Origin of the sequence: Corynebacterium efficiens YS-314, assembly GCF_000011305.1 — a bacterium.
Lineage (GTDB): Bacteria > Actinomycetota > Actinomycetes > Mycobacteriales > Mycobacteriaceae > Corynebacterium > Corynebacterium efficiens.
In genome coordinates, this window is sequence record NC_004369.1 from 645408 (window position 1) to 658716 (window position 13309).

General features: G+C 61.7%; 8 protein-coding genes. 6 read left to right on the plus strand and 2 right to left on the minus strand.

Annotated features, from left to right (window positions below; translation table 11 throughout):
- The first annotated feature begins 67 nt into the window (after positions 1-67).
- The 6 genes from CE_RS03200 (at position 68) to CE_RS03225 (ending at position 8345) form a co-directional block, all read left to right on the plus strand.
- Positions 68-1234: a GuaB3 family IMP dehydrogenase-related protein gene (locus tag CE_RS03200; RefSeq protein ID WP_035109739.1), complete on the plus strand. Its 1167-nt coding sequence runs from the start codon at positions 68-70 to the stop codon at positions 1232-1234.
- A 480-nt stretch (positions 1235-1714) separates the two neighbouring features.
- Positions 1715-3109 (plus strand): GntP family permease, encoded by a 1395-nt coding sequence (locus tag CE_RS03205; RefSeq protein ID WP_006769712.1) that lies wholly within the window; start codon positions 1715-1717, stop codon positions 3107-3109.
- Positions 3110-3347: 238 nt separating this feature from the next.
- The gene (locus CE_RS03210; RefSeq protein WP_006769711.1) at positions 3348-5150 is read left to right on the plus strand and encodes an NAD(P)/FAD-dependent oxidoreductase; all 1803 of its coding nucleotides are present in this window, start codon (positions 3348-3350) and stop codon (positions 5148-5150) included.
- A gap of 399 nt (positions 5151-5549) precedes the next feature.
- On the plus strand, positions 5550-6110 hold the full coding sequence (locus CE_RS03215; protein WP_231295151.1) for a YdcF family protein: 561 nt from the start codon (positions 5550-5552) through the stop codon (positions 6108-6110).
- Positions 6111-6236: 126 nt separating this feature from the next.
- Positions 6237-7808 (plus strand): glutamine-hydrolyzing GMP synthase, encoded by a 1572-nt coding sequence (gene guaA, locus CE_RS03220; RefSeq protein WP_011075070.1) that lies wholly within the window; start codon positions 6237-6239, stop codon positions 7806-7808.
- 153 nt (positions 7809-7961) lie between these two features.
- Positions 7962-8345 (plus strand): imm68 putative immunity domain-containing protein, encoded by a 384-nt coding sequence (locus CE_RS03225; protein WP_006769706.1) that lies wholly within the window; start codon positions 7962-7964, stop codon positions 8343-8345.
- A 100-nt stretch (positions 8346-8445) separates the two neighbouring features.
- Here the strand turns inward: CE_RS03225 and CE_RS03230 are convergent, their stop codons facing one another.
- Both CE_RS03230 and CE_RS03235 read right to left on the minus strand, forming a co-directional pair.
- A complete protein-coding gene (locus CE_RS03230) occupies positions 8446-11583 on the minus strand; it encodes a choice-of-anchor G family protein (protein WP_006769705.1) in 3138 nt (1045 codons plus the stop codon).
- Positions 11584-12089: 506 nt separating this feature from the next.
- Entirely contained in the window at positions 12090-13289 is a 1200-nt protein-coding gene (locus CE_RS03235; RefSeq protein ID WP_011075072.1) for a PspC domain-containing protein, read from the minus strand.
- Positions 13290-13309 lie beyond the last annotated feature (20 nt).

The window sequence follows — 13309 nt, forward strand, 5'->3', positions numbered from 1 at the left end:
ACGTATCTGCCCGGGTGCTCGGGTAATGTCCTTGGGGTATACGAACTTCAAGGGAGGCCTGTCACAGATGCGTGACTACGTAGAAATCGGCATCGGCCGCGAGGCACGACGCACTTACAGCCTGGACGATATCGCTGTTGTCGCCAGTCGCCGCACCCGTTCTTCCAAGGACGTCGACACCAACTGGCACATCGATGCCTACAAGTTTGAACTGCCGTTCATGAACCACCCGACCGACGCGCTGGCCAGCCCCGAGTTCGTCATCGAGATGGGCAGGCAAGGCGGACTCGGTGTCATCAACGCCGAGGGACTCTGGGGACGCCACGCCGACCTGGACGCAGCCATCGCGACCGTCCTGGCCGCCTATGAGGGCGACGGGGGCCGCGAGGGTGCGCTCGAGATCATCGGTGGTGGCGACCAGGCCGCCGCCACCCGCGCCCTGCAGCAACTACACGCCGCACCGCTGGACACCGATCTGCTGGCCGAGCGCATCGGACAGGTCCGTGACTCCGGTGAGATCGTCGCCGTGCGCGTCTCCCCACAGAACGCACGCGAACTGGCGCCAGTGGTGGCCAGGGCCGGCGCCGACCTGCTGGTCATCCAGGGCACCCTCATCTCCGCCGAACACGTCAACACCGGCGGTGAACCCCTGAACCTCAAGGAGTTCATCGGGTCCATCGAGCTGCCGGTCATCGCCGGTGGTGTGTATGACTACACCACTGCGCTGCACATGATGCGCACCGGTGCCGTGGGCATCATCGTCGGCGGCGGGGAGAACACCAACGACCTCGCACTCGGCATGGAGGTCCCCATGGCCACCGCCATCGCCGACGTCGCCGCCGCCCGCCGCGACTACCTCGACGAAACCGGGGGCCGCTACGTGCACATCATCGCCGACGGTGAGATCGACAACTCCGGTGACGTGGTCAAGGCCATCGCCTGTGGCGCCGACGCGGTTGTGCTCGGATCCCCACTGGCACGTGCGAAGGAGGCCGCCGGCAAGGGATACTTCTGGCCAGCTGTGGCTGCCCACCCACGCTTCCCCCGGGGCCTGGTCACCGATTCCGGCTACCTCACCGACGAGGTGCCCTCCCTCGAGCAGATCCTCAAGGGCCCATCCACACTGCCATGGGGTGTGGAGAACTTCAGCGGCGGCCTCAAGCGGGCCATGGCCAAGTGTGGCTTCACCGACCTGAAGAGCTTCCAGAAGGTGCCGCTGCACTTCAACGGGTAGGTTTAGGTCTGGGCTTGCGCTGAGAGCCTGTCGACGTCCCTCTGGTTCGCATACCGGGTGGATGCGCGGCAGGCTCCTTTGTTGTTTTCGGGGAGGGATTGCACCGGTCACTGGGGCGGGGAATTAGTGTTTTGCTCAGGATTTTCTGCTAGCTTCACCTAGAGAGCTCTTTGCTTCATCCTGAGATCCCTGCTGCCTTGGGGGAACGATCTCCGGATTGACCGGATATAATGCTAATCGCTTTCCCGCCACATCTGTCCTCCATGAGCGGTGGCCACCGTCAGAGGGGAGTCCACGGGCTCTGGTTACACCGCGCGTCATGCTGAATACTTGATCAGGATAAGCGGTTGAGCCGTCCCGGGTCGGTGCCTTCGCCACCAAAGGCTTGGCCACAGATCGCGAAATTCCACCAATAAGAGACATAGATCATACTATTTCCTATAGTGTTTTGTGAACCACAAACTTTAAGGAGATCGATCTGTGGAAACCTGGGAACAAACATTAGGCGCCGGGCCTCTGCTCGGTATCGCGGCCGGGGCCATCGCCCTGATCCTCGTCCTCGTTATTGTCTTCAAGCTCCATGCCTTTCTGACACTGGTTCTGGTGTCTGTCCTCACCGCGTTGGTGGCCGGGATCCCGGTTGACGCGATCGTCGATACGCTCCTGGATGGCTTCGGGGGCACGCTGGCCTCGGTGGCTCTCCTGGTGGGTCTCGGTGCCATGCTCGGCAGATTGGTGGAGACCTCCGGTGGTGCAGCCTCCCTGGCCAACACCCTGGTCCGTCTCTTCGGGGAGAAACGTGCACCGCTGGCCCTGGGTGTGGCCTCATTGATCATGGGTTTCCCCATCTTCTTCGACGCCGGCCTGGTGGTCATGCTACCCATCATCTTCGCGGTGGCCCGCCGGATGAACGGATCCGTCCTGACCTATGGCATCCCCGCCGCCGGTGCCTTCTCCGTCATGCACGTCTTCGTCCCACCGCATCCCGGTCCCATCGCGGCCTCCGAGTTCTATGATGCCCAGGTGGGTTTTGTGCTGCTCGTGGGCCTGGTCATCGCCATACCCACCTGGTATGTCACCGGTTATCTGCTGGGCAAGTATGTCGGTCGTAAATTCCCCCTGCCGGTTCCTGACCTGTTGGCTGGCGGCAAGACCTCCGGTGAACAGCCTGACAACCCGGCCGGCGCCGGGGTGGTGATCGCCATTCTCCTGATCCCCATGGTGTTAATCTTCGGTAACACCGGCACTGACATGGCGGCCACCGCCGGATGGGTCGATGCGGATTCCCCGGTGGTCAGTGTTCTCAGCTTCCTCGGCGCCACCCCCATAGCCCTGTTACTGACAACCCTCATTGCACTCTGGGCCCTGGGTGCCCGTCGTGGGGTCAGCGGTTCCGCCCTGGGCAAGGCTGTGGAAGGCGCGCTCGGTCCGATCTGTTCAGTGGTGCTGATTACCGGCGCCGGTGGCATGTTCGGTGGTGTCCTGCGTGCCTCCGGCATCGGTGATGTCCTCGCCGATTCCATGGCAGAACTGGGCCTGCCCGTCATCGTGGCCTGTTTCGTAGTGGCCGCTGTGCTACGCATAGCCCAGGGTTCCGCCACCGTGGCCCTGACCACGGCCGCGGCATTGATGGCTCCGGCTGTGGCTGCTGCCGGATACAACGATTTCCAGCTCGCGGCGATCGTGATGGCCACCGCTGCGGGGTCGGTGATCGCCAGCCATGTCAACGATTCGGGATTCTGGCTCGTCGGTCGACTCATGGGAATGGATGTCTCCACCACCCTGAAGACCTGGACAGTGAACCAGACCGCAATCGCTATCGTCGGTTTCGCCCTGGCCTGGGCCCTGTTCGGGGTCACTGCCGGGCTGGGGTGATTATCGGTAGTTGCCGGGGCTGGCCACACGGTAACGGGGGTCGCCGTTATATCTGTCCAGGTGTCCTGTGCGCATCCTCACCGGCTGCGGTGGGGCCCGGTTTACCTCCCGCCGCACGCTGATCCCCTTCCGTCCCGCGGTGTATCCAACTTCCACCGCGAGGCGGAAGTTTTATGTAATCTGACTCCCATCAAGAAGTCTGAGTGATGTAGAGCACTCATATCGCGAAGGAGTCCACATGACCGCATCCGTCCAAGACCCGCACGCCCTCAGCGCCGAGTGGTTGAATCAGCTCAGTGACACCACGACCGCCGGGGATCCGGATGCCGTGGCCGACCTTTTCGAAGAGGAGGGATACTGGCGGGATCTCCTCGCTTTCACGTGGAACCTCACCACCGCAGAGGGGGTGGAGCAAATTCGTCAAATGATCTCCGCCACTCATCCACGGTGCGCGATCTCTGATGTGGAGGTCACCGAGGCCATTGAGGAATCCCCGGGGGTCCTCCGCGTGCAGTTCACCTTCGATACCGCAGAATTCCACTCACGGGGCATCGCCCGACTGCGCGACGGGAAATGCTGGACCCTGTTGACTTCCGCCCGGGGATTGAAAAAACACCCGGAGCCAGCTGGGCGCAGGCGCCCACAGGGTGCGGAGCACGGCGTGCATCCCGACCGGAAGAACTGGCACGATCAACGGGCCGAACGCAGGGCCACCCTGGGCAGGTCGGAACAACCCTATACTCTCATCATCGGTGGTGGGCAGGGTGGGATCGCACTGGCTGCCCGGTTGAAGAGGCTCGGAGTGCCCACCATCGTGGTCGATAAACACGACCGTCCGGGAGACCAGTGGCGGTCCCGGTACTACTCCCTCTGTCTGCATGATCCGGTCTGGTACGACCATCTGCCCTATCTACCGTTCCCGGATGACTGGCCGGTGTTCACCCCCAAGGACAAGATGGGGGACTGGTTGGAACATTATGTCGGGATCATGGACCTGGATTTCTGGCCCCGCACGGAGTGCACCTCGGCGGAGTTCAACGAGGAGACCGGTACTTGGACCGTCCATGTCACTCGGGACGGTGAAAAACTTGAGCTCCACCCGACCCAACTGGTGCTGGCGACAGGCATGTCTGGTGTGCCCAACAGACCACACCTTCCAGGTCAGGAGAATTTCAAGGGCGAGATCCGGCACTCATCGGAACATCCCGGAGGGCCGGGGGACGCCGGCAAGAATGTGGTGATCCTGGGAGCCAATAACTCAGCCCACGACATCGCAGCTGATCTCTATGAAAACGGCGCGCACCCGATCATGATCCAGCGTTCGTCCACCCATATCGTGCGTTCGGAGTCGCTCATGCGGGAGGTGTTCGGGCCCCTGTATTCAGAGGATGCGCTGGAGGCCGGCATCGACACCGACACCGCTGATCTGCTCTTCGCCTCCTGGCCGTACGCGATCCTGCCCGATGTACAACGCCCCGCCTTCGACAAGATCCGTGAGGCCGATGCCGAGTTCTACTCCAGGCTGGAGAAGGCCGGTTTCCTCCTGGATTTCGGGGATGATGATTCCGGGCTCTTCCTCAAGTACCTGCGCCGCGGTTCCGGCTATTACATTGATGTCGGTGCCTCGGATCTGGTGGCGGATGGCAGCATCCCGGTCCGTTCCGGGGTGAGTATCGACCATGTGACCGAGGACTCCGTGGTGCTCACCGATGGCACGGAATTGCCAGCTGATGTCATCATCCTGGCCACCGGTTACGGTTCCATGAACGGCTGGGCCGCAGAGTTGATCAGCCAGGATGTTGCGGACCGGGTGGGACGCGTCTGGGGCCTGGGGTCAGATACCACCAAAGATCCTGGCCCATGGGAGGGGGAGCTGCGCAATATGTGGAAACCCACCCAGGTGGACAATCTTTGGTTCCATGGTGGCAACCTGCACCAGTCGCGCCACTATTCCCGGTACCTCGCGCTTCAGCTCAAGGCACGTTATGAGGGGATGGATACCCCTGTGTACGGACTCGCCCCGGTGCATCACGCGAGTTGAGTGAATCTGTTGGCTTGAGGCTGGCATGTGATTCCTGAGAGGGGGGCGTTACATTTCCCCTCTTCACCTCGCCTGAAATCCGTAACCACGACATCGCATCCCAGACATCAGTGCGCTGAATCACGGCATCAGTGCCGATGTCGGTGATGCGATGTCGTGTTTTTGGGGTGGGCACACTTAACCCAGAGATCCTGTTTCCAGAAACCGCTGTGTTTAACCCAGAGATTGCTGGTGCTTTCTGGAGACAGGATCTCTGGGTTAAGTGTGCCTCCGGTTTCCCGGCCTATTCACCGTGGTGGTGACCCGGATGCTGCTGGTAGTCTCATCACCGGACTCGGGGAGTATCAGCGATGGGACGGCATGGGGATCAGACAGCGAAAACGTATCAACAGCACTGGCATGGTCACTGCGACTATCCGGGCGGCGCTGGTGATGGTCGTGTCGTTGACCATGGCTGCCATCATGGGTTTCACCGCCTTTATGTTCTGGACGGTTTACCCACCCAATGAGCGGTCGGAGGATGCCGATGTCGTGGTGGTCATTGCGGGTGCATCCGATGGCCGGCATGAACTTGGTGCGGAGATCGCGCTGGAGTACGGGATCAAGAATTTCGTGGTGTCCAACCCCGCAGGCAGCAAGGACAAGGTTGGTTACAGTCACTGTGCCGGGGATGACCGCCCCGAGGGGACCAGGACCTGGTGCATGGATCCCTATCCGGTGATCACCTCTGGTGAGGCCCGGACCTTCCACGAGCTGGCGAAGGAACAGAACTGGGAGTCGGCGATCATGGTGACCAGCCGACCCCACACCCGGCGGGTCAAGTACTTTTTTGAGCAGTGCACGGATTTGTCTGAGGTGAAGGTCGCCAATGTGCGCACCATCAAGGAAAACATCATCATCTACCAGGTCTTCCATGAGTTGGCGGGGTTCATCAAATTCTGGCTGACCGACCCCTGCTGACCGACCCCTGCTGACCAGCAGCCCCGGTCCCCGACGGACCCCTGCCATGCCCGGTCAGCCCCCTCATTCCCGGTGCTCAGGCCCGGAAAATAACATCTGCAGGTGTGTCTAGTAGAGTGATGTTCTGTGAGCCTTACACCTAATCATCGCCCAGTACTCGTTGTCGACTACGGTGCACAGTACGCGCAGCTGATCGCACGACGAGTGCGTGAGGCCGGCATCTACTCCGAAGTCATCCCGCACACCGCCACCCCGCAGGAGATTCAGGAAAAGAACCCTGTTGCGCTGGTGTTGTCCGGTGGACCGTCGTCTGTGTATGCAGAGGACGCGCCGGGTATCGATCCGGACATCCTGAAGTTGGGGCTGCCGGTCTTCGGCATCTGCTACGGCTTCCAGGCCATGACCCACGCGCTGGGTGGCAAGGTTGCCGCCACCGGCAAGCGTGAGTACGGCCGTACTGATCTTGAGGTCAAGGGTGGTGTTCTGCACGACGGTCTGGAGCTGTCCCACAAGGTGTGGATGAGCCATGGCGATGCTGTGTCCGAGGCCCCTGAGGGTTTCACCGTCACCGCTTCCTCCGAGGCGGCACCGGTCGCGGCTTTCGAGAATGTCGAGGCCAAGATGGCTGGTGTCCAGTACCACCCCGAGGTGCTGCACTCCCCGCATGGTCAGCAGGTTCTCACCCGCTTCCTCACCGAGATCGCCGGCCTGGAGCAGAACTGGACTGCGGCCAACATTGCGGAGGAACTCGTCGAGAAGATCCGTGAGCAGGTCGGCCCTGAGGGTCGTGCCATCTGTGGTCTGTCCGGTGGCGTGGATTCCGCCGTTGCCGCAGCCCTGGTGCAGCGCGCCATCGGTGACCGCCTGACCTGTGTCTTTGTTGACCACGGTCTGCTGCGCGCCGGTGAGCGTGAGCAGGTGGAGAAGGATTTCGTGGCTGCCACCGGCGCGAAGCTGGTCACCGTCGATGAGCGTAAGGCGTTCCTGGATAAGCTGGCCGGTGTCACCGAGCCGGAGGCCAAGCGCAAGGCCATCGGTGCGGAGTTCATCCGTTCCTTCGAGCGCGCTGTCGCCGGTGTGCTGGAGGATTCCCCGGAGGGTTCCACCGTGGACTTCCTGGTCCAGGGCACCCTCTACCCGGATGTGGTGGAGTCCGGCGGCGGTGCCGGTACCGCCAACATCAAGAGCCACCACAACGTGGGCGGGCTGCCTGATGATGTCGAGTTCGAGCTCGTCGAGCCCCTGCGCCTGCTGTTCAAGGACGAGGTCCGTGCGGTTGGCCGCGAGCTCGGCCTGCCCGAGGTCATCGTTGCCCGTCAGCCGTTCCCGGGACCGGGCCTGGGTATCCGCATCATCGGTGAGGTCACCGAGGAGCGTCTGGAGACCCTCCGCCACGCCGATCTGATCGCCCGCACCGAGCTCACCGCAGCCGGCCTGGATGGCATCATCTGGCAGTGCCCGGTGGTCCTGCTCGCCGATGTCCGTTCTGTCGGTGTCCAGGGTGACGGCCGCACTTACGGTCACCCGATCGTGCTGCGCCCGGTGTCCTCCGAGGATGCCATGACCGCCGACTGGACCCGCCTGCCGTATGAGGTCCTGGAGCGTATCTCCACCCGCATCACCAATGAGGTCGCCGACGTCAACCGCGTTGTGCTCGACGTGACCTCGAAGCCACCGGGAACCATCGAGTGGGAGTAGATCCCCCTCATCTGAAGGCGGCGCGTAACCTCGACGGTTGTGCGCCGCCTTCGGTGTTTCCGGTGGTCGCCCTCTTTGCTTGACGACGCCCAGGCTCCCCCCACGTAGGGTGGTGCGCACCAGTTACGGCTAACCGATTGAGGAGAAAAGACCATGAGCGACCTGAACAATGTATTCGGTACCTCCGACGAGGCCACCGCACTGCTCAAACACCTGCAACAGCGGTCGGGGGAGACCGTTGATGTCACCGATGTGTTCACAGAGCTGGGATTGGACAAATTGTCCGGCAACTACACCGACACCCAGGTGGAGGGGTACGGCGATGCCTTCATGGTTGTCGCAGCCCTGGCCGCCCTGATCGTGGGGGAGGGCGAGGTGACCCTGCATGTGGACGCCAAGGAGAAGACCCAGATCAGCACGGCCCTGAAGTACTTCGCCCTGTCCCCTGAGGAGCACGCTGTGGCGGAGCGTTTCGATGAGGATGATCTGTACGAGGTGGCTGATCTCGCCGAGGAACTGCGCGGGCAGTTGGATTAAGACAAAACAACAGTGTCCCGGTGGGAACCTCACGGTTCCCACCGGGACACTGTTGTGTTCAGCTCACCGATCCCGGGGGATCAGTGGGCCTGGGGTTTAACTAGCTGGAGCCGATGCTGGAACCAGCGCTGGATCCGGGGCCATCCGTGCTGCACAGCAGGGGGGAGGAGACCAGTGCCAGGGCAGCAGTGGCGAACAGTGCGTTGGACACCATCTGGTGGTTGACAGCATTGGCTGCGTCATTCAGACCACGGTTGATGGTCTGAACCCACTCCGGCTGGTGTGCGCCGGAGGTGGCGGCGTTCAGCTGGCGCATCTGCTGCTCAACTGCGGAGCCGATGGACTTGAGCAGTGGCTCGAGTGCCGGGCCCGCGATGGCGGAGACAGCACCCAAGGCGGCGAGCAGTCCGACCAGGCCGGCGGCCGGGGAATCCAGGCACTGCTGCAGGAACGCGGAGGAACCGTTATCAGCGCCGCCGTTGCCGTTGTCGCTGCTGCCATTACCGATGCTGCCGTTGTCGATGCTTCCGCCACCGTTGCCGGTACCGTCAGAGATGTTCATGTTGAAGGTGACCGTGTCGCTACCTGCGGAGTTGGTTGCGGTGACGGTGACGGTGAAGGTGCCGGACTCAGTCGGGGTACCGGAAATGATACCGGTGTCCTCGTTGTAGTCCACACCGTCTGGCAGACCCACGACCACGATGGTGGTATCACCCGGGGTGACCTCGACGGTGATTGGGGTGATCGGGATGTTGATGGTGCCATCCACATCATCGATGTCACCGATGTTGGGGGCGTCGACCTGCTCCTCCACGGTGAAGAGGAAGGTCTCGGTCACGGTGCGGCCATCATTGACTGCGGTGACGGTGACGGTGGTGACTCCGGCCTCGGTGGGGGTGCCGGTGATCTCGCCGGTGGTGTCGTTGTAGGTCACGCCGTCCGGCAGGCCCTCAACGGTGACCTCAGCGGTATCGGGGGTGACCTCCACCTCGACCGGCTCGATCGGGGTACCGACGGTACCGGTCTGATCATCGATGTTGCCGATGGTCGGAGCAACTGCACCCGGCTCTTCATCAGGATCGGTGACGGTCAGGGTGAACTGCTCGGTGGCACTTCCCGCGTCATTGGTGGCGGTAACCGTGACGTTGAAGGTTCCGACGATGGTGGGGGTGCCGGTGATCTGGCCGGTGGTGTTGCTGTAGGTCACGCCTGTTGGCAGACCCACAACGGTGACGGTGGCGTCGTCCGGGGTGACGTCCACATCAATCGGGGTGATGGGCTCGTCGACAAGGCCAGCCTGGTCGTCGATGTTGCCGATGGCCGGAGCAACGGCGGGATTCTCAACGGTGATGGTGAAGGTCTGCGTTGCGGTGCCACCTGTGGTGGTGGCGGTGACAGTCACCTCGTAGGTGCCCACAGCTGCCGGGGTGCCGGAGATGGTGTTGGTGGTGGTGTTGTAGGTCACGCCGGTTGGCAGACCATCAACGGCGATGGTGGCGGTGGAAGGGGTCGCCGCCGGGATGACCGGGGCAATCGCATCACCCAGGGTTACGGTCTGATCTGCAATCGCAGCCAGAGTCGGGGCTGCAACCCAGTTGGCATCCGCATTCACGGTTGCACGGGCCAGCGGAAGATCAATTACACCGTCAAGGACGTTGATGCGCAGTGCGGAGACGGTGAAAGCCTCATCAGGACGGGTGATGGGGGCCGTTGCTTCATTCGGGCGAGCCGGGTTGTCGCGCGTGATCTGTTCGCGAATCTGTGGATTCGGCTGATCATTGAGGGTGATGCGCAGGATGTCCCGGTTGTTCAGAATCGTGCTGAGGTTGCCGGTCAGTGGGCCGACAACATCGGTAACGACATCCTGGAGGAGAGTGTCGATCACACCATCGGCGGTTTCGTTAAGAATTTCCTCGATAACGTCACCAACTGCGCCGAGGACGCTCTGAAGAACCGCATCGATACCCGGCAGACCAAGAGTTCCCAGCAGCGTGAGGCTTGAGACATCGTCACCATTGAGGATCTGGTTGAGGGTGCCATCGATGTTGATCGCGGCGATTGAACCTCCCAGGAGGCGGAGATCTACATTGATGGTGACGGAGGTCTCCAGCAGTCCGTCCAGAACCGCGGTTCGGACCTCTGCCACCAGATCTGTGAGGATCGAGTTGATCTCGGTGGAAATCCTTGCGACTGCATCTTCGGTGAGCAGGTCGGTGTTGGGATCAACGGCGGAAGTGCCACCTAGAGCTTCCAGGTCGATGATGACCTCCCCGGTTTCCAGGTTGAGGGTCACGGCCCCGCTGCTGGAGGTTAGCGGCCCACCCAGGAGAAGTTCTAGGGTCTCCTGGATGTTGGAGTTGAGGGTGATCGTCGGGTCTCCGAGGCTGATCACTCCCAAAGGTAGTGCATTCGCTGCAGTGACAACGGGGCCGAGTGCCCCGAGGATTCCATTGACCAGACCGGCCTCTCCTGCAACCCCGGATACCAGGTCGTCAACCTGCATGCCCACACCCGGGGTGGCAGGATCCTCGCTGATGAGGAGATCAGTGACGCTTGCCACCAGCGGGCTGTCGAGAACCAGATCTGCATTGGCCAGGGCATACTCAGAAGTGACTTCGTCGCCATTGCGTTCGGCGCTGGCACTGACAGCTCCGACGCGGAGGGACAGTTCATCGATGATTCCATCGGTGAGCTGCGGTGCCAGGATATCCGACAGATCCAGGACGGTTTCTACGCCGCCGGGTCCGGAGGTAGCGCTGAGGTCGATGGAGCCGTCGTCGGTGAGCACACCTGCTGCGGCGTAGGCCTGGTTACCGGCCGGGGTGGAGGCGGTGGCCCCCAGAACGCCGGCGGGGCCCTGGATGTTAAGAAGATCGGTGAGGGGGAGGCTTACACCGCCAATGGTGACATCGATGCCCTCAAGGAGAGTCAGGTCAACGTTGGCGTCATTGCTCTCGTTTCCTGGGTACTGCGCCTCAGCACGGATGGCTTCCAGCAGGGCCAGGAATCGATCCTGGTCTGCGGGGTCTACTGAGTCGGTGAAGAGGGACAGGTCGATGAGCTGTCCTTCAGCGGTGGCGAATGGTGCTTCCTGCGCCTGCGCTACAGCTGTAACGGGGAGTAGTGGGTGGGCAGGGACGGCGATGAGGGTTCCCGCAACCAGTGCGGTACTCGTGATGGCGGCGATGCCGATCCGCATGCTCCGGCTGATGGCCAGAGCGGATTTCCTGATTTTCAAGGGTCCTCCAGGTTTGAGAGTGTTACCTGATCATTTATTGAGTCTGTTCACAGCAAACTGCCCAAAAGAGAGCCAAATCACTGTGCATACTCAGCAACCCTCACCCTAATCACAGGTTCTATTTGATTCTATGGAATGCAAAATGTCTTATTTACCTATCCAAACCTAGATATCAATCACCTCTGCATGGTTCTCTGATTGAATTGCCAGCTGATAACTATTTTTTGGGGATCCGTTGGGTGTGAGGATGGGTTTTCAGTGATGCCGATGGCGCTGTAATTCACTCGCCAAGGGCACACCCATTAGGGGGCCCTCTACCCCCTCGGGGGTGGTTGTACAGTGAGGATCGGTCGTTTTGTTATATGACGGTGGTCGATTCTCCATATCGGTGGTGTAGCCGGGGCCGATTTATAAACTGCACAACCCTGAACATTGAGAAACCTCCCACAGCTTCCACCTGTGAATGGTGGTGAGCTGGAGAGGTTCTGGAAAATTAGTGTCTGTGTCTACTCCGCGTATTGGACCCTCACCTCCCCGATGCCGGAGTTGACGTGGATGTTCAGGGCCCCTGCGTCCTGGTCGGCATTGGCGTTGAGGTTGGGGACGTCGCAACGCGTGGTGCCGATGCCCGCCATGCAGGTGAGGTTCACGGGGATTTCCTCGGGGAGGATGACGGTGACCTCACCCACGCCGGAGGAGATCTGGACGCTGCGGTCCTCATCGACGGCGGTCAGGCCGGTGAGATCGAGTTCCATCTCGCCGACACCGGAGGTGTAGGAATCCTGGAGGTTGCCGTCGGTGGGGGCCAGCATCATGTCGCCGATGGCGGTGGTGTCCTCGAGTCCGCTGTAGGTCTCATCGACGATGGTTCCCAGTGCCACCGTGGACACAACCCCTCCAATCACCAGAATGCCGAGCACCCACGGCCAGACCCGCTTCTTTTTCTTCTCCGGCCGGTGCGCGGGGACATGCTGGATATCCCAGGTGTTAGGGTTGGGTGCCAGTGGATCCCAGGCCGGGGTGGTGGTGCGGTACTCCTGGGCGAAGGGGGCGCTGTAACCCTGGACGGGTTGCATCTCACTCAGGTCAGGCTGGGGCTGCGGGTAGAGGTTCGGGTCGAAGTTGGTGTTGGGAGTGGTCATCGTGGGGTCCTGTATCGAGTAGTGTCCGTTGGCGAGTAATCCGCGGGGTGGCAGGGGCTGTCGCTTGTGCAACCCCCACCACATCGCCCCCAGCAGGGCGTAGGTGATCAGGGAAGCGGAGCCGAACAGCTGGACCGCCCCGGAGGTGAACATTCCGGAAAAGAACACGAAGAAGATGGCCAGCCACCAGCCGTGCGTGCGATCCTGGGGATGGCCGGGTGTCCAGATCGCCTCGAGTGGGGAGACCGGGACGGAGTAGCGGGGCATGAGTAGCCAGGCCAGCAGATAGGCGGCCACCCCGGCACCGAGGAAACCGAACACCACGAAGGCCAGGCGCACCAGGGTGGGATCGATCTGGTAGCGGATGGCAATGCCTTCACACACCCCGGCCACCTTGGCGTTGCCACCCTGGCTGGAGGGGAAACGCACGGGGCGGGTCGCCCACATCTGACCCAGCACCCCGGTGGGCGGTGTCGAGGCCTGGGAGGTGGCATCCTCCTGAGCAAAGGGGATGAACCCGGGCGGGGTGTGGGTACGCGGTGGGTGTTCCTCATGGGTGCTCATAGGTTCATTGTGACCCTTCT

Excerpts from the sequence above, each read along its gene's own strand:
- CE_RS03200 (WP_035109739.1), top strand. The coding sequence starts at position 68 with ATGCGTGACTACGTAGAAATCGGCATCGGCCGCGAGGCACGACGCACT.
- CE_RS03210 (WP_006769711.1), top strand. The coding sequence starts at position 3,348 with ATGACCGCATCCGTCCAAGACCCGCACGCCCTCAGCGCCGAGTGGTTG.
- CE_RS03215 (WP_231295151.1), top strand. The coding sequence starts at position 5,550 with ATGGTCACTGCGACTATCCGGGCGGCGCTGGTGATGGTCGTGTCGTTG.
- CE_RS03225 (WP_006769706.1), top strand. The coding sequence starts at position 7,962 with ATGAGCGACCTGAACAATGTATTCGGTACCTCCGACGAGGCCACCGCA.
- CE_RS03235 (WP_011075072.1), bottom strand. The coding sequence starts at position 13,289 with ATGAGCACCCATGAGGAACACCCACCGCGTACCCACACCCCGCCCGGG.